The sequence below is a fragment of the Acidovorax sp. GW821-FHT09A11 genome, from assembly GCF_059418365.1.
This window is the reverse complement of sequence record NZ_JBWKPS010000011.1, coordinates 21,088-42,714: the sequence shown is the minus strand read 5'-3', so window position 1 is coordinate 42,714 and position 21,627 is coordinate 21,088. Positions and strand designations below refer to the sequence as shown.

The 21,627-nt window shown below is 68.5% G+C and carries 21 protein-coding genes; 7 read left to right on the top strand and 14 right to left on the bottom strand.

The annotated features are described in order from the left end of the window. Positions 1–21: 21 nt before the first annotated feature. Positions 22–474, bottom strand: coding sequence for a CBS domain-containing protein (locus AC07PV_RS21655; protein ID WP_218297720.1), 453 nt, complete (start codon positions 472–474; stop codon positions 22–24). 111 nt (positions 475–585) lie between these two features. Between AC07PV_RS21655 and AC07PV_RS21650 the strand changes: the two genes are divergently transcribed. The 3 genes from AC07PV_RS21650 (at position 586) to AC07PV_RS21640 (ending at position 4,318) form a co-directional block, all read left to right on the top strand. After that, positions 586–1,893: an O-acetylhomoserine aminocarboxypropyltransferase gene (locus AC07PV_RS21650; RefSeq protein ID WP_369643763.1), complete on the top strand. Its 1,308-nt coding sequence runs from the start codon at positions 586–588 to the stop codon at positions 1,891–1,893. 31 nt (positions 1,894–1,924) lie between these two features. Further along, the gene (locus tag AC07PV_RS21645; protein WP_494631294.1) at positions 1,925–3,433 is read left to right on the top strand and encodes a HEAT repeat domain-containing protein; all 1,509 of its coding nucleotides are present in this window, start codon (positions 1,925–1,927) and stop codon (positions 3,431–3,433) included. Positions 3,434–3,499: 66 nt separating this feature from the next. Next, positions 3,500–4,318 (top strand): alpha/beta fold hydrolase, encoded by an 819-nt coding sequence (locus AC07PV_RS21640; RefSeq protein ID WP_218297723.1) that lies wholly within the window; start codon positions 3,500–3,502, stop codon positions 4,316–4,318. A 60-nt stretch (positions 4,319–4,378) separates the two neighbouring features. Here AC07PV_RS21640 and AC07PV_RS21635 read toward each other — a convergent pair whose 3' ends face one another. Together AC07PV_RS21635 and AC07PV_RS21630 are read right to left on the bottom strand one after the other, a co-directional pair. Then, entirely contained in the window at positions 4,379–5,626 is a 1,248-nt protein-coding gene (locus AC07PV_RS21635; protein ID WP_494631293.1) for a DUF418 domain-containing protein, read from the bottom strand. A 20-nt stretch (positions 5,627–5,646) separates the two neighbouring features. Next, the gene (locus tag AC07PV_RS21630) at positions 5,647–6,246 is read right to left on the bottom strand and encodes a TetR/AcrR family transcriptional regulator (protein WP_494631292.1); all 600 of its coding nucleotides are present in this window, start codon (positions 6,244–6,246) and stop codon (positions 5,647–5,649) included. 134 nt (positions 6,247–6,380) lie between these two features. Here AC07PV_RS21630 and AC07PV_RS21625 point away from each other — a divergent pair, with 134 nt between their 5' ends. Continuing rightward, positions 6,381–6,713, top strand: a complete 333-nt coding sequence (locus AC07PV_RS21625) for an Mpo1-like protein (protein ID WP_218297726.1) — start codon at positions 6,381–6,383, stop codon at positions 6,711–6,713. Between the two features lie 98 nt (positions 6,714–6,811). Here the strand turns inward: AC07PV_RS21625 and AC07PV_RS21620 are convergent, their stop codons facing one another. After that, complete coding sequence (locus AC07PV_RS21620) at positions 6,812–8,062, bottom strand: YihY family inner membrane protein (RefSeq protein ID WP_218297727.1); 1,251 nt, start codon at positions 8,060–8,062, stop codon at positions 6,812–6,814. A 21-nt stretch (positions 8,063–8,083) separates the two neighbouring features. Here AC07PV_RS21620 and AC07PV_RS21615 point away from each other — a divergent pair, with 21 nt between their 5' ends. The 3 genes from AC07PV_RS21615 to AC07PV_RS21605 are packed head-to-tail and all read left to right on the top strand — an operon-like array spanning position 8,084 to position 10,469. Next, positions 8,084–8,512 carry a DUF2069 domain-containing protein gene (locus AC07PV_RS21615; RefSeq protein WP_494631290.1) on the top strand — a complete coding sequence of 143 codons (429 nt, stop codon included), beginning with the start codon at positions 8,084–8,086 and terminating at the stop codon, positions 8,510–8,512. A gap of 55 nt (positions 8,513–8,567) precedes the next feature. Then, a complete protein-coding gene (locus AC07PV_RS21610; RefSeq protein ID WP_218341566.1) occupies positions 8,568–9,983 on the top strand; it encodes an FAD-binding oxidoreductase in 1,416 nt (471 codons plus the stop codon). Positions 9,984–10,001: 18 nt separating this feature from the next. Beyond that, on the top strand, positions 10,002–10,469 hold the full coding sequence (locus tag AC07PV_RS21605; RefSeq protein ID WP_494631289.1) for a GNAT family N-acetyltransferase: 468 nt from the start codon (positions 10,002–10,004) through the stop codon (positions 10,467–10,469). A gap of 197 nt (positions 10,470–10,666) precedes the next feature. Here AC07PV_RS21605 and AC07PV_RS21600 read toward each other — a convergent pair whose 3' ends face one another. From AC07PV_RS21600 to AC07PV_RS21555, 10 genes are all read right to left on the bottom strand, one after another. After that, on the bottom strand, positions 10,667–11,137 hold the full coding sequence (locus tag AC07PV_RS21600; protein ID WP_494631288.1) for a GNAT family N-acetyltransferase: 471 nt from the start codon (positions 11,135–11,137) through the stop codon (positions 10,667–10,669). Between the two features lie 143 nt (positions 11,138–11,280). After that, on the bottom strand, positions 11,281–12,309 hold the full coding sequence (locus tag AC07PV_RS21595; RefSeq protein WP_492245416.1) for a PfkB family carbohydrate kinase: 1,029 nt from the start codon (positions 12,307–12,309) through the stop codon (positions 11,281–11,283). A gap of 31 nt (positions 12,310–12,340) precedes the next feature. After that, the gene (gene xylB / locus AC07PV_RS21590) at positions 12,341–13,834 is read right to left on the bottom strand and encodes a xylulokinase (protein WP_494631287.1); all 1,494 of its coding nucleotides are present in this window, start codon (positions 13,832–13,834) and stop codon (positions 12,341–12,343) included. Between the two features lie 122 nt (positions 13,835–13,956). After that, positions 13,957–14,895: an AraC family transcriptional regulator gene (locus tag AC07PV_RS21585; RefSeq protein WP_218297734.1), complete on the bottom strand. Its 939-nt coding sequence runs from the start codon at positions 14,893–14,895 to the stop codon at positions 13,957–13,959. Between the two features lie 30 nt (positions 14,896–14,925). Continuing rightward, positions 14,926–16,329, bottom strand: a complete 1,404-nt coding sequence (gene dalD / locus AC07PV_RS21580; RefSeq protein ID WP_494631286.1) for a D-arabinitol 4-dehydrogenase — start codon at positions 16,327–16,329, stop codon at positions 14,926–14,928. Positions 16,330–16,348: 19 nt separating this feature from the next. Continuing rightward, complete coding sequence (locus AC07PV_RS21575; RefSeq protein WP_218341561.1) at positions 16,349–17,083, bottom strand: SDR family oxidoreductase; 735 nt, start codon at positions 17,081–17,083, stop codon at positions 16,349–16,351. 5 nt (positions 17,084–17,088) lie between these two features. Continuing rightward, positions 17,089–18,132 carry an ABC transporter ATP-binding protein gene (locus AC07PV_RS21570; RefSeq protein WP_369642825.1) on the bottom strand — a complete coding sequence of 348 codons (1,044 nt, stop codon included), beginning with the start codon at positions 18,130–18,132 and terminating at the stop codon, positions 17,089–17,091. 52 nt (positions 18,133–18,184) lie between these two features. Next, the gene (locus AC07PV_RS21565) at positions 18,185–19,024 is read right to left on the bottom strand and encodes a carbohydrate ABC transporter permease (RefSeq protein WP_218341559.1); all 840 of its coding nucleotides are present in this window, start codon (positions 19,022–19,024) and stop codon (positions 18,185–18,187) included. A 13-nt stretch (positions 19,025–19,037) separates the two neighbouring features. Then, positions 19,038–19,901: a carbohydrate ABC transporter permease gene (locus AC07PV_RS21560; protein ID WP_369642826.1), complete on the bottom strand. Its 864-nt coding sequence runs from the start codon at positions 19,899–19,901 to the stop codon at positions 19,038–19,040. A gap of 114 nt (positions 19,902–20,015) precedes the next feature. Then, the gene (locus AC07PV_RS21555; protein ID WP_056413437.1) at positions 20,016–21,350 is read right to left on the bottom strand and encodes an ABC transporter substrate-binding protein; all 1,335 of its coding nucleotides are present in this window, start codon (positions 21,348–21,350) and stop codon (positions 20,016–20,018) included. Positions 21,351–21,627: the final 277 nt, after the last annotated feature.

Sequence of the window (21,627 nt, the reverse complement as noted above, 5' to 3'; positions counted from 1 at the left end):
GCCGCCAGGGCGCGGCCGTGGTCAGCCGCCGCGGGCGTCGTCTTCCGGCCAGTCGCGGATGTAGGCCTTGAGCATCTTGTTCTCGAAGTTCTGGCTGTCCACCACGGCCTTGGCCACGTCGTAGAAGCTGATCACGCCCATGAGCATCTTGCGGTCCATCACCGGCATGTAGCGCGCATGGCGGTCCAGCATCATGCGGCGCACCTCGTCCATGTCGGTTTCGAGCGTGCAGGTCAGGGGTGCATCGTCCATGGCCGAGCGAACCTGCAGGGTGCCCACGCTGCCGCCATTCCTCACCACGGCCTGGATCACTTCGCGAAAGGTGAGCATGCCCACCAGATCGCCCAGCTCCATCACCACCAGCGAGCCGATGTCCCTGTCGGCCATCACATCCACGGCGCCCGCCAGCGGCTCGTCCGGCGTGACGGTGTAGAGGGTGTTCCCTTTGACGCGGAGGATGTCGCTGACTTTCATGGTTTCTGGGTCTCCAAGAGGGCGGGAAGAGCGCGGCAGGCGCTAGAGGCTGTCTTGCACCAAATATAGCCCACAATGCCCGGCTGAATTGACAACATGGGAGACACACAGATGCCCGGCTACTCCGACCCCGGCTTTGACACGCTGGCCCTGCACGCGGGTGCAAGCCCCGACCCCGCCACCGGCGCGCGCGCGGTGCCCATCCACCTGACCACCTCTTTCGTCTTCGAGTCGAGCGACCATGCCGCGTCGCTGTTCAACCTGGAGCGTGGCGGCCACGTGTACAGCCGCATCAGCAACCCCACCAACGCCGTGCTGGAGCAGCGCGTGGCGGCGCTGGAAGGCGGCGTCGGCGCCATTGCCACCGCCAGCGGCCAGGCCGCGCTGCACCTGGCCGTGGCCACGCTGATGGGTGCCGGCAGCCACATCGTGGCCAGCACCGCGCTGTATGGCGGCTCGCAGAACCTGCTGCACTACACGCTCTCGCGCTTCGGCATCGAGACCACCTTCGTCAAGCCCGGCGACATCGACGCCTGGCGCGCCGCCGTGCGGCCCAACACCAAGCTGTTCTTTGGCGAGACGGTGGGCAACCCGGGCCTGGACGTGCTGGACATCCCCACCGTGAGCGCGATTGCGCACGAGGCCGGTGTGCCTCTGCTGGTGGACTCCACCCTGACCTCGCCCTGGCTCATCAGGCCGTTCGAGCATGGCGCCGATCTGGTCTACCACTCGGCCACCAAGTTCCTCTCGGGCCACGGCACCGTGGTGGGTGGCGTCGTGGTCGATGGCGGCAGCTTCGACTGGGACGGCCCCAGATCCGCCGGCAAGTTCGCCGAGCTGACCCAGCCCTACGACGGCTTTCACAACATGGTGTTCGCCGAAGAGAGCACCGTGGGCGCCTTCCTGCTGCGCGCGCGCCGCGAGGGCCTGCGCGACTTCGGCGCCTGCATGAGCCCGCACACGGCCTGGCTCATCCTGCAGGGCATCGAGACCCTGCCGCTGCGCATGCAGCAGCACATGCGCAACACCGAAAAGGTGGTCGAATTTCTGGCCGCTCAGCCCTTCGTGTCGCGCGTGGGCCACCCCATGCTCGCATCTCACCCCAGCCACGCGCTGGCGCAAAAGCTGCTGCCGCGCGGCGCGGGCTCGGTGTTCAGCTTCGACCTCAAGGGCAACCGCGAACAGGGCAAGAAGTTCATCGAAACCCTCAAGGTCTTCAGCCACCTGGCCAACGTGGGCGACTGCCGCAGCCTGGTGATCCACCCGGCCAGCACCACGCATTTCCGGATGAGCGACGAGGCCCTGGCGGGTGCCGGCATCACGCAGGGCACGATCCGCCTGTCCATCGGGCTGGAGGATGCCGACGACCTGATCGACGATTTGAAGCGCGCCCTCAAGGCCGCAGAGAAGGCCGCCTGAAGGCCTGGGCCCGACCACGCCAGCCACGCCGATGCAAGCCGCAGCCCCACAGCCCGTGTTTTCCTGGGACGCCTTCGAGCAGGCCTTCCTTGACGCCGCGCTCCCGGTGGCCAGCGCCGTCCTTGCCCGGCACCCGGAGCACCGCTTCTATGCGGTCGCCCTGGCCGGCATGGGCCGCGAGCTTGATGGCCCCCTCTTCCTGCCCGCGATCGCGCTGAACAGCGAACAGGCCTACGCCCAGGCCAAGGGCGGCGGCGATGACGGCGGGGGCGGCACGCTGTACAGCCTGCGCTGGAATCCGGCGGACTGGGGCTGGCCTGACCTGCCGGCCGACAGCCCAGCCCTGGCCCGGATGCAGCAGGAGCTGCAGGCACATGCCTGTCGCGGCGACGTGGCGCACTGGCGGGCCACCGAGCAGCAATGCCTGGAGGCCCTGGTGCGCGCATGCCAGCGCCTGCGCACCGCGCTGCGGGCCTTGCCCTGGTCGGACCGGCTCACGCCGGACTTCGCCGTGCTGCTGCATGAGGACAGCGACGAGGGCGTGCAGTGGGCCCGGCGCTGCCTGGGAGACGATGCCTTCGCCGCCCTGCTTCCCGGCCATGCGGCCGCCATCGCGGAGGCGCTGCGCGTGGAAGCGCTGCCCCCGGACCAGCAACTGCGCTATCACCTGGCATGCCTGCGCAATGAAGCCGCGCCCGAGCTGGGCCTGGGCCGCCAACAAGCCGTGGACCATGCCACGCAGGACACCGAACACGCGCTGCGGCGGCTCGGCCCCGTCGCGGCGCCCGCCTTGCTGGCGCTGCTGGAGCGCGCGGACACGCAGTCCATCGCGGCCAGGCTCCTGGGCGACATTGGATCCGCCAGCCCCGAGGTGCTGGACGCCCTGCGCCACCACCTGCTGCGGCCGGTCCCACGCGGTAGCCGGGCCCACCTTGGCCGCGCGGGCCGGCTCGGGTGCGCCTGCGCGCTGGGGCAGCTGGGGGATGGGCGGTGGCTGCTGTCGCAGGTGGGCACGCTGGCGGACGACCTGGTCGCCAGCGGCCTGGCCGCGCCGCTGGGGCCCTTTCGGGACCGGTGCCTTCAGCCCCGCCCGCTGGACTATGCCCCCCTGGAACACGCCGGCCTGCAGCACCCTGCCCTCCGGCTTGCCCTGCAGGGCAAGCTGGCTCCGGGGCGCGGCACCTGCACGCTGGGCCCGGCGGACGTGGACGAAGCCCTGCGCGGCCTGGGCTCGCCCACGCCGCTCGTGCGCCAGCACGCTGCCATGGCACTGGGAGACCGCGCCCTGGGCAGCGAAAGGGCTCCGCGCATCGTGCCCGCGCTGGCGCGCGCCGCCACGGGCGATGCCGAGGAAACCGTGCGCTTCCTGGCCGTGCTGGGCCTGGGCTACTGGAAGCAGGATGCGGCCCACCTGCGCTCCCTGGCGCAAGCCACGGCGGCGCACGACCCGAGCGACCGCGTTCGCGATGCCGCGCGGCGCTGGCTGGAGGCGCTGGACACGCACCGCGCGATGGCCCCAACCGGACAGGCACCTGGCTAGGCGCCAGCCCCATGCCCCTTTTCCACCGAGACAATCCACACAAGAGAGCGAACACAGGAACACGCCATGCAACTTCAAGTCAACGAGAGCCCCGTCTACTGCTACACCGGGGGCAAGGTCTTCGATGCATCCAAGCCCACCGTGGTCTTCATCCATGGCGTGCTGAACGACCACAGTGTCTGGGCCCTGCAAAGCCGCTACATGGCCAACCACGGCTGGAACGTGCTGGCCATCGACCTGCCCGGCCACTGCAGAAGCGGCGGCGACGCGCCCGCCTCGGTGGAGCAGGGCGCCGACTTCATTGGCGCGCTGCTGGACGCGGCCGGCGTGCAGAGGGCGGCGCTGGTGGGGCACAGCTGGGGTTCGCTCATCGCCATGGAGGCGGCCGCGCGGCTCAAGGACCGCATCAGCCATCTGGTGCTGGTGGGCACGGCGTTTCCCATGAAGGTGTCGCCCGCGCTCATCGAGGCCTCGCAAAGCGATCCCGAGAAGGCCATGCGCATGGTCAACGTGTTTTCTCGCAGCACGCTGGCGGCGCCCCCTTCCGCCCTGGGCCCCGGCACCTGGGTGTTTGGCGCCGGCATGGCGCTCGGGCGCAAGGTGCTGCGCAGCAACCCCGCCGTCAACGTGTTTCACCGGGGTTTCGTCGCCTGCGACAGCTATGGCGGCGGCGAAGCGGCCATGGCCCAGCTGACCTGCCCCGTGCTGTTTGCACTGGGCACGCAGGACCAGATGACCGCGCCCAAGGCCGCACAGGGCCTGGTCAACGCCGCGCGCACGGCGGGCAGGACAGTGCAGGTCGCGCCCCTGCCGGTGGGCCACAACCAGATGACCGAAGCGCCGGAAGAAACGCTGTTCGCGCTGCGGGACTTCCTGGCCCGCTGAACCAGCACGGCAGGGCGCGGCCGGCCCGCGTCCCCGCGTCCACCGTGCGCGCTCTCGCCGTCAGCGCGCGCGGCGCCGCCATGCCGGCCGCTGCCAGAGCGTGACGGCGCGCAGCAGCCACTCCACCGGGCCATAGGCGTGGGCGGCCATCCAGTGCCGGCTCAGCGCCAGCTGGGCACCGTACAGTACGAGCACGCCCAGCCCCACCAGAAGCGGCGCCACCTGGCCCACCAGCGCCCAGCCGTAGGCCGTGAACACCAGCGCCCCCACCAGCGACTGCAGCAGGTAGTTCGACAGCGCCATGCGCCCCGCCGGTTCCAGCACCGCGCCCAGCCGGCGGCCGGCGGGGCCGCTTTGCAGCAGCCAGAGCAGCGCCGCGACGTACCCAAAGGTAAGGAATGGCGCCGTGGCCAGATCGACCGCCAACGCGGCCAGCCCCAGGTGCTCGGGGTGGGTGACGCTGCTGGCCCCGGGCTGCACGGACGCGTAGAACCAGGCCCCCGCCGCGCCCACGGGCAGGCAGCACGCCATCCATCGGCGCAGCCGGGCCGGCTGCCGCGCCACCCTGGCCAGGTAGCCCGAGCGCCGAGCCGCCAGCCCCAGCAAAAACATGGCCAGCGCGCAGGGCCCCTGCACGAACACCAGCACGAACCACACGCCATCGGCCATGTCGCGGCCCCGCTGCGCGATGGCCTCTTGCACGCTGGTGCGGTAGGCCTGCGCGGCCTGCTGCGCCTTGGCGTGCAGTTCGGCCACGGGCAGGTCCAGCGGCGGGGCCAGCGCCACCAGCCAGGCGATCGCCCCCCAGCCCCAGGCCGTGATGCCCAGCAACCCCAGGGCCAGCACCACGGCGGCCACGGGGCGCAGCCGGCCCAGCGCCAGCAGCACGAGGCCCAGGAGCGCATAGGTCACCAGGATGTCCCCCGCGAACAGCAGCCAGGCATGTGCCAGCCCCAGCAGCCCCAGCCCCAGAAGGCGCCGCAGGAAACGCGGCACGAACGCGCCGCCCGAGCGCTGGGCCGAGTCCATCTGCAGCGCAAAGCTGTAGCCGAACAGCAGCGAGAAAAGCAGATAGAACTTGGTCTCGAAGACCAGCGCCACGAACCAGCGCACGGCATGGTCCACGGGCCGCGAGAAGGCCGGGTCGGACACGCCCACCCCGAAGTAGGTGGACGCAAAGCTGCCCGCGTTGACCATGGCGATGCCCAGCAGGGCAAATCCCCGCAGCGCGTCGATGGCATGTTCGCGGTTCGCCGCCCCGGCGGGCTGGGCCGGGTTGCCGTCCGGGGGCGAGCGGTTGGTGTCCATGGCGGGGCAAGCCACGCGCGTCATGCGGCCGGCACCACCACCGCCGCGAGCGCGCCCAGCACCAGCGTGCGGCAGGCAGCGGCGTCGAAGCGCTCTTCCACCATCGCCCGGCCAAAGGCGCCGTCCAGCAGCAGCAGGATCCAGTCCGCCGCCTGCGCCGGCGGCAGGGCGAGGCGGGCCTGCCCGCGCTCCACGGCCGCGCCGAGCAGATGCACCAGGGCCGCCTTGCGGCCCGCCTCGCTGCCGGCCACGCTCGCAAACACCAGCGGGTTGCGCACCGCTTCGGCCAGCACCTCCACGCCGATGCGCAGGTACACGGGGTCGGCCAGCTGGGCGACGCTCTCCTCCACGATGTCCTGGAGCGCCTGGTAGAGGTTCCGGGCGCGGGCCGCCGCGGCATAGCGCCCGGCGGTCTCGCGCTGGTCTTCCTCGACGATGGCGGCAACGATGGCCTCCTTGGTCGGGAAGTAATGGAACAGGTTGCCGGGGCTCATGCCCGCCTCGGCGCAGATCTCCGCCGTGCGCGTGGCATGGAACCCCTTGCGCATGAAGCAGGCCACCGCGGCCTCCAGGATCTGCTGCCGCCGCGCCTGGTGGCGCTCGGGGTTCACGGTCCGCATCGCACACCTCGCACGGTTATTAATAGATCGACTAGTCGATTAATTAAATACCACGCGGCGGCGCCTGTCAAACCGGCACGCCATGGGGACGGGCTTGGGCGTATAAAGCGCTTGAAAACAACCAGGAGACAACGATGGACCTCAGCGCCGCCCCCACGACCGATCCGCGCGCCTTCAAGAGCTTCGCGGAGTTTTACCCCTTCTACCTGAGCGAGCACAGCAACCGCACCTGCCGCAGACTGCACTTCGCCGGCTCGACATTGACGCTGGTGTGCCTGGCGATGCTCATCGCCACGGGCAAGCCGCAGTACCTGCTGTACGGCCTGCTCTGCGGCTACGGTTTCGCGTGGGTGGGGCACTTCGGCTTCGAGAAGAACAAGCCGGCCAGCTTCAAGCGGCCCCTGTACAGCTTCATGGGCGACTGGGTGATGTACAAGGACATCTGGACGGGGAAGGTATCCCTGTGATTTCTGGCTCCAACAGGCCACGGCGCTTCACTGCAATGCGCGGATAGCTATAAAAATAATAGCAAACCAATGGAGCGGACCGCCTGGCCAGCCACGGCCTACTCTGCCTGCAGCACGTCGCGCACATGCAGGCCGCCCAGCCCCGCGCGCGCCCACAGGGGCTCCAGGCTCGTGGAGCGTTCCAGCAGGAGCTTGTGCACCAGGGGCTCCAGCGGCGTGTTCTGCGGGTCGATCAGCAGCACGTACCGGGACTCGGGCACGTCCGACACGCTCATCGCCGCATCGCTCACCTGCCCCACCCAGTCCAGGGCCGTCAGCGCCTCCAGCACCGGCTCCAGCTGCAGCATGTCCACGCGCAGCCGCTGCGCCAGCTGGCTCGGCCGCAGCCCCTTCATGGCGTGGAAGCGGGCCCGGTGCAGCTCCTGCAGCACCTCCACGGCCAGCTGGAACGTCCAGCCCGCCACGGTTCCACGCCGCGCCACCCCCGCGAGAAGGCTGGGCAGGTAGGCCGTGACCACCGCCCCCAGCAGCACGATGACCCAGGCCACGTAGATCCAGATGAGCAGGATGGGCAGCGTGGCGAACGCGCCGTACACCACCGAATAGGTGGGCACGTTGCCCAGGTACAGCGCCAGCACCTTCTTGGCCAGCTCCATGCACACGGCCACGAAGAGCCCGCCGGTCCACGCGTGGCGCCACTTCACCGGGGTGTTGGGCACATAGTGGTACAGCGACGCCATGCCCGCCGCCAGCACGAGGAACTGGATCGAATCGAACAGCAGCTGCACGCCGTCGGGCAGGCGCTTGACCAGCCCGCCGGAGGCCGACATCACATACGAGGTGAGCGCCAGGCTCGCCCCCATGAGCAGCGGGCCCAGCGTGATGGCCGCCCAGTAGATCAGCACCCGCTGCCCCAGCGGCCGCAGGCGCTGCACGCGCCAGATGTCGTTGAGCGTGCGGTCGATCGTGAGGATCAGCGCCAGCGCCGTGGCCAGCAGGATGCTGAAACCCGCCACGCCCAGGCCGCTGGCCTTGGCCGCGAACTGGGTGAGGTAGCCCAGCACCTGGCGGGAGATGCTGTCGGGTACCAGGCTGTCCACCAGCCAGCGCTGCAACACGTCCTGCAGCTTTCCAAAGATGGGGAATGCCGTGAACACGGCCAGGGCGACGGCAAAAAACGGCACCAGCGCGAGGATGGTGGTGAAGGTCAGGCTGCTGGCGGTGAGCCCCAGATGGTCCTCGCGAAAGCGTTCACGCAGGGTCAGCGCGGTGGTTTTCCAGGGAAAGTGCGACAGTTCCGTGATCAGCGCCTCGAAGCGCGACGCTACTGTCTGTAAGGAAAAAGGCATGGCCGATATGATGCCACCCCAATGACCGCATCCCCCAGAGCCCCCGCCCTCCCTTCCAGCCCCGCCGACAGCGGCGTCCGTGCCACACGCTGGCTGGCCACCGGCAGCCTGCTGGCGCTCATCGTCCTGTGCCTGGCCTGGGAACTGGTGCTGGCGCCCCTGCGGCCCGGCGGGACCTGGCTCGCGCTCAAGGCGCTGCCGTTGTGCATCCCGCTGGCGGGCATCCTCAAGAACCGCATGTACACCTACCGCTGGGTCAGCCTGGTGATCTGGCTGTACTTCACCGAAGGCGTGGTGCGCGGCTGGAGCGACAGGCCGCCGTCGCAATGGCTGGCCTGGGCCGAGGTCGCGCTGTGCCTGGCCCTGTTCGTGGCCTGCACACTGCACGTGCGGCTGCGCCAGCGCAACGCGAAGGCGGCGGCAGCCGCCGCGGCCACGCCGGCCCCTTGATGCCAGCCGCCCCGCGCGCCATCCCCCTCCCTCGAACTGAAGAAGACGCTTGTCCATGACCACCTTGCTCGACACCTTGCGCACCCTCGTCGGCCCTGCCCACGTGATCACCGAGGGCGACCTCACCGCCTGGGAACAGGACTGGCGCCGCCGCGTGCGCGGCAAGGCCCTGGCCGTGGTGCGCCCCGCCACCACGCAGGAGGTGGCCACCGTGGTCGCGGCCTGCGCGGCGGCGGGAACCACCATCGTGCCGCAGGGCGGCAACACCGGCCTGGCCGTGGGCTCGACACCCGATGATTCCGGCACGCAGATCGTGCTGAGCCTCACGCGCATGAACGCGGTGCGCAGCATCGACACCGACAACCTCACCATGACGGTGGAGGCCGGCTGCATCCTGCAGAACCTGCAGGACGTGGCGCGCAATGCGGGTGTGCTGTTCCCCCTCTCGCTGGCGGCCGAGGGCAGCTGCACCATCGGCGGCAACCTGGGCACCAACGCGGGCGGAACGCAGGTGGTGCGCTATGGCAATGCGCGCGACCTGTGCCTGGGCCTCGAGGTGGTCACCGCCCAGGGCGAGGTGTGGGACGGCCTCAAGGGCCTGCGCAAGGACAACACGGGCTACGACCTGCGCGACCTGTTCATCGGCAGCGAAGGCACGCTGGGCATCATCACCGCCGCCACGCTCAAGCTCTACCCCGAGCCCGCCGCCCGCCTCACGGCCTGGGCCGCCGTGCCGTCGATGGAACACGCCGTGGCCCTGCTGGGCCTGGCGCACAAGCAGCTGGGCGCTGGCCTCACGGGCTTTGAAGTGATGGGCCAGTTCGCGCTGAGCCTGGTGGGCAAACACATGCCGCAGTTGCGCGTGCCCTTCCTCGGCGACGAGAACGCTCCCTGGTGCGTGCTGCTCGAAAACTCCGACAGCGAATCCGAAGAACATGCCCGCGCGCGGTTTGAAGCGCTGCTGGAGACCGCGTTCGAGATGGGCTGCGTGACCGACGCCGTCGTGGCCGAGAACCTCACCCAGGCCAGCCAGCTCTGGCACATCCGCGAGAACATTCCGCTCGCGCAGGCCGAGGAGGGCCTGAACATCAAGCACGACATCTCCATCCAGATCTCGCGCATCCCCGCCTTCGTCGCGCACACCGACGCGGTGCTGCAGCGCGAAATCCCGGGCGTGCGCCTGGTCAACTTTGGCCACCTGGGCGACGGCAACCTGCACTACAACGTCCAGGCACCGGCCGAGGGGGATGCCAAGGCCTTCCTGCGCGAGCACGAGCAGCATGTGCACCACCTGGTGTACGAAGCCGTGGCCGAGTTCGGCGGCTCGTTCTCGGCCGAGCATGGCATTGGGGAGCTCAAGGCCGACAAGCTGGAGAAGTACCAGTCGCCCGTGGCGTTGTCGATGATGCGCGCCATCAAGCAGGCGCTCGACCCGCAGGGCATCATGAACCCGGGGCGGGTGCTCCAGTAAATCCCAGGAAGCCGGCCCATGACCACCCCCGTTACCGTGCGCCCCGTTCAGCCCGAAGACTACGCCGCCTGGCGCCCGCTCTGGGATGGCTACAACGCGTTCTATGGCCGCTTTGGGGCCACCGCGCTGCCCGAGCACATCACCCAGGCCACCTGGCAGCGTTTTCACGACCCGGCGGAACCCGTCTTCTGCCTGGTGGCGCACGATGCGGCCAGCGGCGAGATGCTGGGGCTGACGCACTACCTCTTTCACCGCAGCATGACGCGCATCGAGCCCGTGTGCTACCTCAGCGACCTGTTCACCCGCGAAGCCGCGCGCGGCCGGGGCGTGGGGCGCGCGCTCATCGACGCCGTGTATGGCGCGGCGCGTGCCGCGAAGTCGTCGCGGGTGTATTGGCAGACCCACGAAACCAATGCGGCCGGGCGCCAGCTGTACGACAAGATGGCCAAGCACCACGGCTTCATCGTCTACGCCCAGGAACTCTGAACAGGGCCCACGCCCCGAAGCCCCCTCCCGGGCATCCCGCCCACGGGTGGCGCGTGCGGAGGTACGGCGCAGCCAATTTGCTATAAAGACAATAGCTTTCAGCGCAGATAAATCGGGCGCCAGCGCCCGATTGTTCGCTAAAACCCGCAGCCGCCACCAGGGCCACAACCGTCAACCGCGCCGCGCAAAAAACCGCCTCACAGCACCTTGCGCATGGGTTGCGCCTGCAGCCCCGCCCACACCTGCAGCGCGCCCGATGGTTCATACCCGTGGCGGCGGTAAAAATCTTCCGCCGTGCGCGTGCTCTCAAGCCCCACAGCCGCCAGGCCCAACTGCCGCGCATGGGCCTCCGCGCCGAGCAGCAGGGCACGGCCCACACCTTGGTGCAATGCTTCTGGCACCACATAACAAAGCGCCAGCGTGGAGCGTGCCCACAGCGCAAACCCCACCATCGTGTCCCCCCGATACACACCCCACGCCATCGCGCCCGGTGCCGCCATCCAGGCGGCCAGGTTCTCGGGCGTCTTGTTGGCCAGCCATGTGCCGAGGATGGCGGCATCGTGGTGGTGGTCGAGGGCGCAGCAGTGGGTGATGGACTGGCGGACCACGTTGCAGGCGTCGGCCGCTGCATGGGCCGTGACGGGAACAGGGGCAGGGACGGGCTTCATGGTGGATTCAAGGTCCGCGCGGGCAAAGATGGAGGTTGCGATGGGCTGTCCTGCCCGGACAGGCCGGTGCCATCGTACCGCCAGCCCGCCAGCCCACCTGCGCGCAGGCCGGCACGGGCGCAAGACCGTGGCGGCGCCGGCCGCTACCCGGCGACGCAAGGGTGCGCCCGCGCCCACCCGCTCGCGGCCTCCCACCCGGGCGGCACACACCCCTGCTCCATCACGCACAGGCTCGCACTGGCCAGTGCATGGCGAAGAGCCTGCTGGCCGGCCTCGACGGACAGCGCTTCAACGAACTGCACGAAGCTGGCAGCGCCCGCTGCCGGCGCCTGCCGCAGCAGGTGCGCCAGCAGCCCCGCCAGGAAGCTGTCGCCCGCGCCCACGGTGTCGATGACCCGCAGGGGCTGCGCTTCTTTGGCAAAACACTGCATGCCGCTCTGGTGCAGCAGCCAGGCCCCCTCTGCGCCCAGCGTCAGCGCTAGCAGATGGGCCTGGGGGTTGGCGGCCAGGAGGTGGCGGGCGCGGGCCAGGGCACCGGTGCCGGGCACGGCCAGGTGGTCCAGGTCTTCGTCGCTGGCCTTGATGATGTGGGCGTGTGCCAACGCCGCGTGCACCGTGGTGCGGTAGGCGTCCAGGTCGGGCATGACCGAGGGGCGCAGGTTGGCATCGACCACCACGCAGCGGCCTTCGGCGCGCTGGGCTGCGAGCCAGGGCTGGTAGATGGCGGTGTCGCGGGCATCGAGCGCGAGGGCGCCGGTGCAGACCAGCTGCAACGCGGGCAAGGCGGCGCAGGCCTCGCTGAGACCGTGCGCCGACACGGCGCGGTCGGCCACGCCCTCGCGGTAGAAGGCGTAGTCGGGGTGGCCGTGTTCATTGAGATTGACCACGGCCAATGATGTGACTTGCTGCACCGGCCCGGGCTGGGCCAGCAGCACACCGTCGGCGACCAGCTGCGCGGCCAGCTCGCGGCCAAAGCGGTCGCGCGACAAGGGGTTGAGGTACTGCGTGCCCACGTCCTGCCGGGCCAGCGCGCGGCACAGGTTGTACAGCGCGCCACCCAGGCACGGCAGGTAGCTGCCATCGGGGCGGCGGATGAGGTCGATGAGGGCCTCGCCCGCGATGGCGGCCTGGACGGGGGCCGTGGCCTGGGAAGTGTGGTGTACCGAAGTCATGGTGGATGTGAAGAGGGTGCGGAGAGCAGCGTCAGAACTGCGACTGCAGCGCCGGGTATAGCGCGACAAAGCGGGCGTAGCGCTCGGCCAGCAGGGCTTGTTGTGCGGGCTGGGGGTCGAAAGTGGCGTCGGCGGGCAAGGGCTGGCACCAGTGGGCCTCGTCGCCACCGCAGGCCATGGCCGCCAGCCGCGCCGCGCCCAGGGCGGCAGCAGCATGTGCACCCTGCGGACGCTGCAGCGGCGTGCCCAGCGCGCTGGCCAGCAATTGCGCCCAGGGGTTGCTGCGGGCGCCGCCACCGACCAGTGCCAGGGCATCCTCACCCTCACCGATCGCCCCGAGCGCACGGCCCTGCCCTGCCCCGACCGCCCGCATGGCGTTGAGCCCGTCGAGCAGGCCAAAGCCCACGCCTTCCATCACCGCATGGGCCAGGTCCGCCGCTTCGTGCTCGGCGCGCAAGCCCATGAAGACGCCGGTCGCAGCCGCGTTGTTGTGCGGCGTGCGCTCGCCACTCAGGTAGGGCAGGAACAGCGGCGCCTGGGCCTGGCGGTGGGGGCTGAGGGCACCCACGGCATCAGACAGCCGGGCTTCATCGCCCTGCCCCGTGAGCCGCGCGGCCCAGCCAAACGCACTTGCCGCACTGAGCATGACCGACATGTGGTGCCAGCGCTGCGGCAGCGCATGGGCAAAGGCGTGCACGGCGCGTTCGGTGGCGGGCGCAAAGGCGTCCGTCACCCGGAAGACCACGCCCGACGTGCCCAATGACACAAAGCCCTGCCCGGCGGTGCGGGCGCCCACGCCCACGGCGCTGGCGGCGTTGTCGCCCGCGCCTGCGGCCACCACCACGCCCCCGCTCAGGCCCCAGCGGCGGGCCACATCGCTGCGCAGCGTGCCCGTGGGTGCACTGCCCTCGGCCAGCGCGGGCATGTGCGAGGCATCGAGCCCGCAGGCCCGCAGCATCGCGGGGCTCCAGGCGCGGGCCTGCACATCGAGCCACAGCGTGCCCGATGCGTCGGACATGTCGCTCACCGCATCGCCCGTGAGCTGCAGGCGCAGCCAGTCCTTGGGCAGCAGCACGGTGCGGATCTGGCCGAACACGGCCGGCTCGTGCGTGCGCAGCCACAACAGCTTGGGCGCGGTGAAGCCGGGCATGGCGAGGTTGCCGGTGACCTGGTGCGCGGCGGGCACGGCCTGCTCGAGCGCGGCGCATTCGGCGCTCGCGCGGCCATCGTTCCAGAGAATGGCGGGGCGCAGCACCTGGCCCTGCGCGCCCAGCACCACGGCGCCATGCATGTGGCCAGACAGCCCGATGCCGCGCACCCGCGCCCATGCGGCGGGGGCTTGGGCGCGCAGCTGCGGCACGGCGGCTTCCACGGCGGCCAGCCAGTCGGCCGGGTGCTGCTCGCTCCAGGTGGGCCGAGGGCGGTGCTGGGGCACGGCGGCGTCGGCCGTGGCGATCACGGCCTGCGTTTCGTCGAGCAGCAGGAGCTTGACACCCGAGGTGCCCAAATCAATTCCGAGGTACATGGGTGGTTGGCAGATTTCAGTGGTTCAAAGTGGAAGCCAGGCCCTCCGCCGCACGCAACCGGCGCGACCCAGGCCACAGATGCCCGGCAAGGGCCGCCCCGCAGCGAAGGCGCCCCGCCACTTCACGGGGCCTTTCCGAATCTTCCGGCTCCCTGCTTGCGGTATTCGCTGGGCGTCATGCCCTTGATGTCCAGAAAGCGGCGGTTGAAGTTGGCCATGTTGTTGAAGCCCACGTCGTAGGCGATGTGGGTGATGTAGCGCTCGGTCTCCATCAGAAGCTGGCACGCGCGGTTCACGCGCACCAGGTTCACGAAGTCGGTGAAGGTGTTGCCCGTGGCACGGCGAAAGAAGCGGGAAAACCGGCTCTCCGTCATGCCCAGCTCCTGTGCCAGGTCGGCAGCCGACAACGGGTCGGCCAGGTGGTCGGTGATGCGGCTCACGATGGCGTTGATCTGGTCGAGCTGGGTGTCGTTGTCCTCGCTTTGCAGCTGGGTGCTCGACAGCAATCGAAAGTCGGTGCAGCGGGCCAGGTCGCTCAGGAATTCACAGAACGCGCCAAACCGGGCCAGGCCCTGGCGCGCCTTGATGCGGTGCCAGTGTTCCTGCGCCTGGGCCTCCATGCCAAAGAACTCGATGCCATGGCGTGCGCGCTCCAGCAGGGGCAACACCTCGCGCAGCTCGGGGATGCTCTCGCTGCTGGCGACCAGCGGCGCGTGCGAGAACTGGATCACCAGGTCGCGCAGCGGCACGCCGCCTTCGGGCAGGTCCATGCTGATCCAGTTGTGTGGCAGGCGCGGCCCGGTCAACACCAGATGGCCGGGCTGGAACTGCCCGATCCAGTCGCCCACGAACACCTTGCCCGAGGTGGCGGTGATGAGGTGCAGCTCATACTCGTCGTGGTAGTGCCAGCGCGCCAGCGGCGTGGGAAACCCATGCGACAGGCACCGGATGAAACCTGCGGCCTCGGGCGACTCGTACCCGAGCTCGGGAAAGCGCACGTAGTCGTGCTCCAGCTCGGGCTTGGTCTGGCGCGGAGAGACAGGCGTCGTCTTCACGGTCATGGCGTCATTCCTGTGGTCGGGCCGCTCAACTTACACCAACCCCTGGCGTTCCGCACGCCCGGCCACGAAGGCCTGCACGCGGGCAAAGGCGTTGCGCAGCGTGGCAACCAGCCGCGGGTTTGAGGCCATTTCACCCCACAGGGTGGTATCCGCGGCATAGGCGGCCACCAGGTCCGGCGCATCGCAGATCGCATGCGCCACGGCCGGGTCCATGGCCTGGTCCTGGTAGGTGTAGGGGATCTGCCCGGCATGCCAGCGCTGCAGGTAGGCCAGGAACAGCGCGGGCAGCACGGCCACGCTGTCGAACGAGCCATCGCGGGCCAGCTGGTCCCGGATGGTGGGCGCGATCATGCCGGGGATCTTGGAAAACGCATCCATGGCCACGCGCTGGTTGGTGTCCGCAATCGCAGGGTTGCCAAACCGGTCCAGCACCACGTCGCGGTAGGCCTCCAGGTCGATGGGGCACGGCAGCAGCACCGGGATCGCGTCGTCGGTCACGTAGTCGTAGGCCATCTGGCGGACGGCGGCATCGTGCGTGCCTTCGTGGATGTACTGGTAGCCCGCCAGCGTGCCCGCCCAGGCAATGCAGCTGTGGGTGGCGTTGAGCAGTCGAATCTTGGCTTCTTCGTACGCCTGCACCGAATCGACCATCTCGACTCCGACCCTTTCCCACGCGGGGCGGCCTGCGATGAAGTCGTCTTCGATCACCCACTGGATGAAGCTCTCGCCCATCAACGCGGCCTGGTCGTCCCAGCCGGTGGCGGCCTTCACGCGCTCGGCCACGTCCGGCGTGGGGCGTGGCGTGATGCGGTCGACCATGGCGTTGGGGCTGCTCGTGTGCTCCTGCACCCAGGCCTTGAGCGCGGCATCGCCCAGCGCGTCGATGAACTGCAGCAGGCCCCCGCGCGAGCGGTCGCCGTTGTGGCGCAGGTTGTCGCAGTTCATCAGTGTCACGGGGCCGGCACCGGCGGCCCTGCGCGCGCGCAGGATGCTCACCAGGCCGCCATAGAGGGTGTGGCCCGCCTGGCCCGCCTTGACGGCGGCGAGGTCGGCGCGCAGGTCGGCAAAGCTGGGCCAGTCGAGCTGGTCTTGCGCATCGAGGTAGTAACCCGCCTCGGTCACCGTGAACGAGATGATGCGCGTGGCGGGGTCGGCACCTGCGGCGATCAGCGGGGCCAGGTCGTCCCGGTAGGGGATCACGCGCTGGATCGATTCAATGACGGTGTAGCTGCGCTCGCCCTGGGGCGTGACGGTTTCCAGCGTGTAGCGGCCGCCCTGGGCCTGCAGCGCGGCGATGGTGTCGGCCATGTCGGCGCGCAGGTTGCCGCCCGCAATGGCCCAGCCGGTGTCTCCCTGCTGGCGCAATGCGTGGACGTAAACGGCCTGGTGGGCGCGGTGGAACGAGCCCAGGCCCAGGTGCAGGATGAAATTCATGGTGCGTGAATGCAGGTGTTTAAAGATCGAAGTTCGTGGGCATCATCACCACGTCGCGGATGGTCATGCCACGGGGGCGCGTGAGCATGAACAGCACCACGCTGGCCACTTCGGCCGCTTCAATGAGACTGCCGCTGGCCTTGGCCTCTTCCAGCTTCTCGGCCGGCCAGTCGGCGAGCAGCGAGGTGATGACCGGCCCGGGCGAGATGGAGCCCACGCGGATGCCGTGCTTGAACACCTGGCGGCGCACGGTCTGCACGAAGCAGTTCACCGCCCACTTGGACGATGCGTAGACCGGCTCCCATGGCGTGGGGAAATGCGCGGCCAGCGAGCTGGTGACGATGATGTCGCCCGTGCCGCGTTCGATCATGTGGGGCAGCACGTTGTGCACGTTCTTCATCACCACGTTGACGTTGAGGTTCAGCATGCGGTCGATGGCGTCGGGGTCGGCGTCCACCAGATCGCCGCCGACGTAAAGCCCGGCATTGGCGTGGAAGATGTCGAGCTGGCCGGCGAGGGCCAGCGTGCGCGCCAGCAGGCTGGCGCACTGCTTGGCGTCCAGCAAGTCCAGTACCAACGGCAATGCGCTGGCACCGATCGCAGCGCAGGCCTTGGCCAGCGCGGCTTCGTCGCGGTCGATCAGCACCACGCGCGCACCCGCGTCGGCCATGGCTTGGGCACTGGCGAAGCCAATGCCCGATGCAGCGCCGGTGATGGCCGCCACCTTGCCTTGCAGTTCTTGTCCGAGGGTCATGGTGGTCATGCGGTCTGGCGGACCACCACGCGGCCTGCGGGGTCGAACCAATGGGCTTGCGATGCGTCGATGTCCAGGCTGACCGCATCACCGGCGCGCAGGCTGGTGCGGTCGTTCTGGCGGGCCACGAACTGTGCGCCCCCTGGTGTGCTCACATAGATCAGCGTCTCGGCACCCAGCGCTTCGACCAGGTCTACCTGGCCGCCCACCGGCGTCACGCCGGTGTTGCGCACGGTGATGTTCTCGGGGCGCAGGCCGATGGCACCGCCCTCGGCGCCCGCAGGTGCCTGCTGCTGCACCGGTGGCGGCAGCTGCGGCAGGGGCACCACGTTCATCTGCGGCGTGCCGATGAACTGGGCCACGAACTGGTTGGCGGGTTGGTCGTACAGCTCGAGCGGCGTGCCCACCTGCTCGATGACGCCGTCGCGCAGCACCACCACGCGGTCGGCCAGGGTCATGGCCTCCACCTGGTCGTGCGTGACGTAGATGGTGGTGGCGCCCAGGTCGCGGTGCAGCTTGGCGATCTCCACTCGGGTCTGGCCGCGCAGGGCCGCGTCGAGGTTGGACAGCGGCTCGTCGAACAGAAACACCTTGGGCGCGCGCACGATGGCGCGGCCGATGGCCACGCGCTGGCGCTGGCCGCCCGAGAGTTCCTTGGGCGTGCGCTCCAGGTAGGTGGTGAGGTTCAGGATGGCAGCGGCGCGCTCGACCTTCTCGCGCACGATGGCCGGATCGACCTTGGCCAGCTTGAGCGCGAAGCTCATGTTCTCGTACACGCTCATGTGCGGGTACAGCGCATAGCTCTGGAACACCATGGCCAGGTCGCGCTTGCTCGACGGCTGGTCGGTGATGTCGCGGCCATCGAGCATGAGCGAGCCACCGTCGATGGCTTCGAGCCCCGCGATCAGGCGCAGCAGCGTGGACTTGCCACAGCCCGAGGGGCCGACGAAGACGATGAACTCGCCTTGCTGGATGGTGAGGTCGATGCCCTTGATGGCGCGGTGCTCACCAAAGAATTTCTCGATGCCGCGCAGTTGAAGGTAGGCCATGGAATCGGGTTCCTGAAAACTTGAAAAACTGTGGGGAAGACAGGCTGCGGATTTACTTCACCGCGCCGAACGTGAGACCCTGCACCAGCTGCTTCTGGCTGAACCAGCCAAAGACCACGATGGGCGCGATGGCCATCAGCGAGGCGGCGGACAGCTTGGCCCAGAACAGGCCTTCGGGGCTGGAGTAGGACGCGATCAGCGTGGCCAGCGTGCCGGCCTTGGCGGCGCTGAGGTTCAGGCTCCAGAAGGCTTCGTTCCACGACAGCACCAGGCACAACAGGCCGGTGGATGCCAGGCCACCCATGCCCAGCGGCAGCAGCACCAGGCGCACTTCCTGCCACAGGGTGGCGCCGTCCATGCGAGCGGCCTCCAGGATCTCGCGCGGGATGTCCTTGAAGTGGGAGTACAGCATCCACACCATGATGGGCAGGTTGGACAGCGCGAACACGATGATGAGCGCCAGCTGCGTGTCGAGCAGGTGGCTCTTTTGCGCCAGCACGTAGATGGGCACCAGCGCGCCCACGGCGGGCATCATCTTGGTGGAGAGCATCCACATCAGGATGTCCTTGGTGTACTTGCCCTTGAAGAAGGCCATGGCATACGCCGCGGGCGCTGCCAGCATCAGCCCCACCAGGGTGGACAGCACGCTGGTGATGACCGAGTTCCTGGCGTACAGCAGGTAGTCGCTGCGCTCCTGCACCTCGTGAAAATTCTCGAGCGTGGGGATGAAGAACAGCTGCGGCGGCACGGCGATGGCCTGCAGCTCGGTCTTGAACGCGGTCAGCAGCAGCCAGGCCAGCGGGAAGAACAGCAGCAGGGCCACGCCCCAGGCAGCCACGGTGCGCAGGGCCAGCAGGCCCAGCGGATAGTTGGAACGGCGTCGAGCAGTCATGGTGGTGCTTCGGTTATTTGTCGAGGTTCTTGCCGACCATGCGGATCAGGAACACGGCCGCGATGTTGGCCAGCACCACCGCGAACAGCGCGCCGGCCGAGGCCACGCCCGCATCGAAGTTGAGCAGCGCCTGCTTGAAGATCAGGAAGGTGACGTTGGTGCTCGCATCGCCCGGGCCGCCGCCCGTGGTGGTGTAGATCTCGGCAAAGATGCTGAGCAGGAAGATGAGTTCGATCATCACCACCACCGCCACCGAGCGCGCCAGGTGCGGCACGTACAGGTAGCGCAGCTGCTGCAGGTAGTTGGCGCCGTCCATGCGCGAGGCCTCGAGCTGCTCATGGTTCATGCTTTGCAGCGCGGTCATGAAGATCAGCGTGGCAAAGGGCAGCCACTGCCAGGAGACCATGACGATCACCGAGAACAGCGGGTGGTCGGTGAGCCAGTCCACCGGCTGCGCGCCGAAGAACATCCACACCTGGGCGAGCACGCCGTAGATGGGGTTCATCATCATGTTCTTCCACATCAGCGCGTTCACCGTGGGCATGACGAAGAACGGCGAGATCAGCAGCACCCGCACGATGCCCCGGCCCGCGAACGGCTCGTTGATGAGCAGCGCGATGGCGATGCCGAACACCACCGTGATGAGGATCACGCTGCCGAGCAGCAGCAGCGTGTTGACCACCGCCGTGCCGAACGAAGGGTCGGTGACGAAGTACTCGAAATTCTCCAGCCCGGCAAAGCCGGTCTGGTCCGGCTGCATCAGGTTGTAGCGGATGAGCGAGAAGTAAATCGTCATCACCAGCGGCACGATCATCCACAGGAAGAGCGTGGCCATGGCTGGCGTGAGCAGCAGGCGGGGGAGCAGGCGGCGGTTCATGGTGTTTCCGAAAGGGCGACGGGGCCGCCATGGTGAATGGCGAGCCCCAGGATCAGCACTGGTCAATCCACGGATGGGCAGTGGGCGGCGGAGCCTCGGTGGCCCCGCCAGCCTTTACTTGTAGTAACCAGCCTTCTTCATTTCCCGGTCCGCAGACACCTGGCTGGCCTTGAGGGCCGCGTCCACCGTGGTCTTGCCTGCCAGCGCCGCGCTCATCTGCTGGCCCACCGCGATGCCGATGGCCTGGAACTCCGGAATCGCCGCGAACTGCACGCCCACGTACGGGCTCTTGGGCAGGGTCGAATCGGTCGGGTTGGCCGAGTCGATGGCGACCTTCTCGGCGGCGGCGAAGCGGGCGGCCTTCTGGAACTCAGGCGATGCGTAGGTGCTCTTGCGCGTGCCGGTGGGCACGTTGGCCCAGCCGTTGGTCTTGGCGACCAGCTGGATGTAGTCCTTGCTGGTGGACCAGGTGATGAACTTCTGCGCGGCGTCGACCTTTTTCGAACCGGCGGGGATGGCCAGGTTCCACGACCACAGCCAGTTGGCGCCCTTGGGCGTGTTCATGGTGGGGGCCTGGGCAAAGGCCATCTGGTCGGCCACCTTGGACTGCTTGGGGTCGCTCACGAACGATGCCGCGATGGTCGCGTCCACCCACATGCCGCACTTGCCGGAGTTGGTCAGCGCCAGGATCTCGTTGAAGCTGTTGGCCGACGAGCCGGGTGGGCCGTAGTTCTTGAGCAGGTCGACGTAGAAGGTGATCGCGTCCTTCCAGGGCTTGGATTCGAGCTGCGGCTTCCACTGCATGTCGAACCACTGGCCGCCGAAGGTGTTGACCAGCGTGGTCAGGAACGCCATGTTGTCGCCCCAGCCCGGCTTGCCGCGCAGGCAGATGCCGTATACGCCGTTCTTGGGGTCGTGCATCTTGGCGGCCAGGTCCTTGATCTGCGGCCAGGTGGGGCGCTCGGGCACCTGCACGCCGGCCTTGTCGGCCAGGTCCTTGCGGTACATGAGCATGGAGCTTTCGCCGTAGAACGGCGCGGCGAACAGCTTGCCGTCGATGGACAGGCCGCCCCGCACGGCGGGCAGCAGGTCGTCCACGTCGTACGCGGCGTCGGTCTTCAGCTCCTGCAGCCAGCCCTTCTTGCCCCAGATGGGCGCCTCGTACATGCCGATGGTCATCACGTCGAACTGGCCGCCCTTGGTGGCGATGTCGGTGGTGACGCGCTGGCGCAGCACGCCTTCTTCGAGCGTGACCCACTTGAGCTTGATGTCGGGGTTGGCCTGCTCGAAGTTCTTGGAGAGCTTCTGCATCTCGATCATGTGGCCGTTGTTCACGGTGGCGATCACGAGCTCGGTCTGCGCGCTGGCGGCGCCGCACAGCGACGTCAAAGCCAGCGCAACGGCGACGGCCAGGCGCTGGGGCATGGTGACAGGGGTGGAATGTGGCATCGGAAATGTCTCCTCGGTCGTTGGTATGGGAATCTGCCTTTCAACACCGGCGCAAGGCATGCAGGCATTGACGGACTGAACGATACCGATGCTGCGATGCTCGATTGGTACTCCAGACGCCTCCACAAATACTAATTTGCACCAGATACTCAGGATTTATACCTAGATGTGTCAACAGGGTATCTAACCGAGTGCGATAAGGCGGCTCTACCGTTGCTACGCTGGCGTAGCGAATGCCCCGGATTACTATCAAATAGATAGCTGCCAGCGCTTACCT

Bases quoted from the DNA above. Each gene is read 5' to 3' on its own strand.
- AC07PV_RS21655 (WP_218297720.1), bottom strand. From the start codon at position 474: ATGAAAGTCAGCGACATCCTCCGCGTCAAAGGGAACACCCTCTACACC.
- AC07PV_RS21650 (WP_369643763.1), top strand. From the start codon at position 586: ATGCCCGGCTACTCCGACCCCGGCTTTGACACGCTGGCCCTGCACGCG.
- AC07PV_RS21645 (WP_494631294.1), top strand. From the start codon at position 1,925: ATGCAAGCCGCAGCCCCACAGCCCGTGTTTTCCTGGGACGCCTTCGAG.
- AC07PV_RS21640 (WP_218297723.1), top strand. From the start codon at position 3,500: ATGCAACTTCAAGTCAACGAGAGCCCCGTCTACTGCTACACCGGGGGC.
- AC07PV_RS21635 (WP_494631293.1), bottom strand. From the start codon at position 5,626: ATGGACACCAACCGCTCGCCCCCGGACGGCAACCCGGCCCAGCCCGCC.
- AC07PV_RS21630 (WP_494631292.1), bottom strand. From the start codon at position 6,246: ATGCGGACCGTGAACCCCGAGCGCCACCAGGCGCGGCGGCAGCAGATC.
- AC07PV_RS21625 (WP_218297726.1), top strand. From the start codon at position 6,381: ATGGACCTCAGCGCCGCCCCCACGACCGATCCGCGCGCCTTCAAGAGC.
- AC07PV_RS21620 (WP_218297727.1), bottom strand. From the start codon at position 8,062: ATGCCTTTTTCCTTACAGACAGTAGCGTCGCGCTTCGAGGCGCTGATC.
- AC07PV_RS21615 (WP_494631290.1), top strand. From the start codon at position 8,084: ATGACCGCATCCCCCAGAGCCCCCGCCCTCCCTTCCAGCCCCGCCGAC.
- AC07PV_RS21610 (WP_218341566.1), top strand. From the start codon at position 8,568: ATGACCACCTTGCTCGACACCTTGCGCACCCTCGTCGGCCCTGCCCAC.
- AC07PV_RS21605 (WP_494631289.1), top strand. From the start codon at position 10,002: ATGACCACCCCCGTTACCGTGCGCCCCGTTCAGCCCGAAGACTACGCC.
- AC07PV_RS21600 (WP_494631288.1), bottom strand. From the start codon at position 11,137: ATGAAGCCCGTCCCTGCCCCTGTTCCCGTCACGGCCCATGCAGCGGCC.
- AC07PV_RS21595 (WP_492245416.1), bottom strand. From the start codon at position 12,309: ATGACTTCGGTACACCACACTTCCCAGGCCACGGCCCCCGTCCAGGCC.
- xylB (WP_494631287.1), bottom strand. From the start codon at position 13,834: ATGTACCTCGGAATTGATTTGGGCACCTCGGGTGTCAAGCTCCTGCTG.
- AC07PV_RS21585 (WP_218297734.1), bottom strand. From the start codon at position 14,895: ATGACCGTGAAGACGACGCCTGTCTCTCCGCGCCAGACCAAGCCCGAG.
- dalD (WP_494631286.1), bottom strand. From the start codon at position 16,329: ATGAATTTCATCCTGCACCTGGGCCTGGGCTCGTTCCACCGCGCCCAC.
- AC07PV_RS21575 (WP_218341561.1), bottom strand. From the start codon at position 17,083: ATGACCCTCGGACAAGAACTGCAAGGCAAGGTGGCGGCCATCACCGGC.
- AC07PV_RS21570 (WP_369642825.1), bottom strand. From the start codon at position 18,132: ATGGCCTACCTTCAACTGCGCGGCATCGAGAAATTCTTTGGTGAGCAC.
- AC07PV_RS21565 (WP_218341559.1), bottom strand. From the start codon at position 19,024: ATGACTGCTCGACGCCGTTCCAACTATCCGCTGGGCCTGCTGGCCCTG.
- AC07PV_RS21560 (WP_369642826.1), bottom strand. From the start codon at position 19,901: ATGAACCGCCGCCTGCTCCCCCGCCTGCTGCTCACGCCAGCCATGGCC.
- AC07PV_RS21555 (WP_056413437.1), bottom strand. From the start codon at position 21,350: ATGCCACATTCCACCCCTGTCACCATGCCCCAGCGCCTGGCCGTCGCC.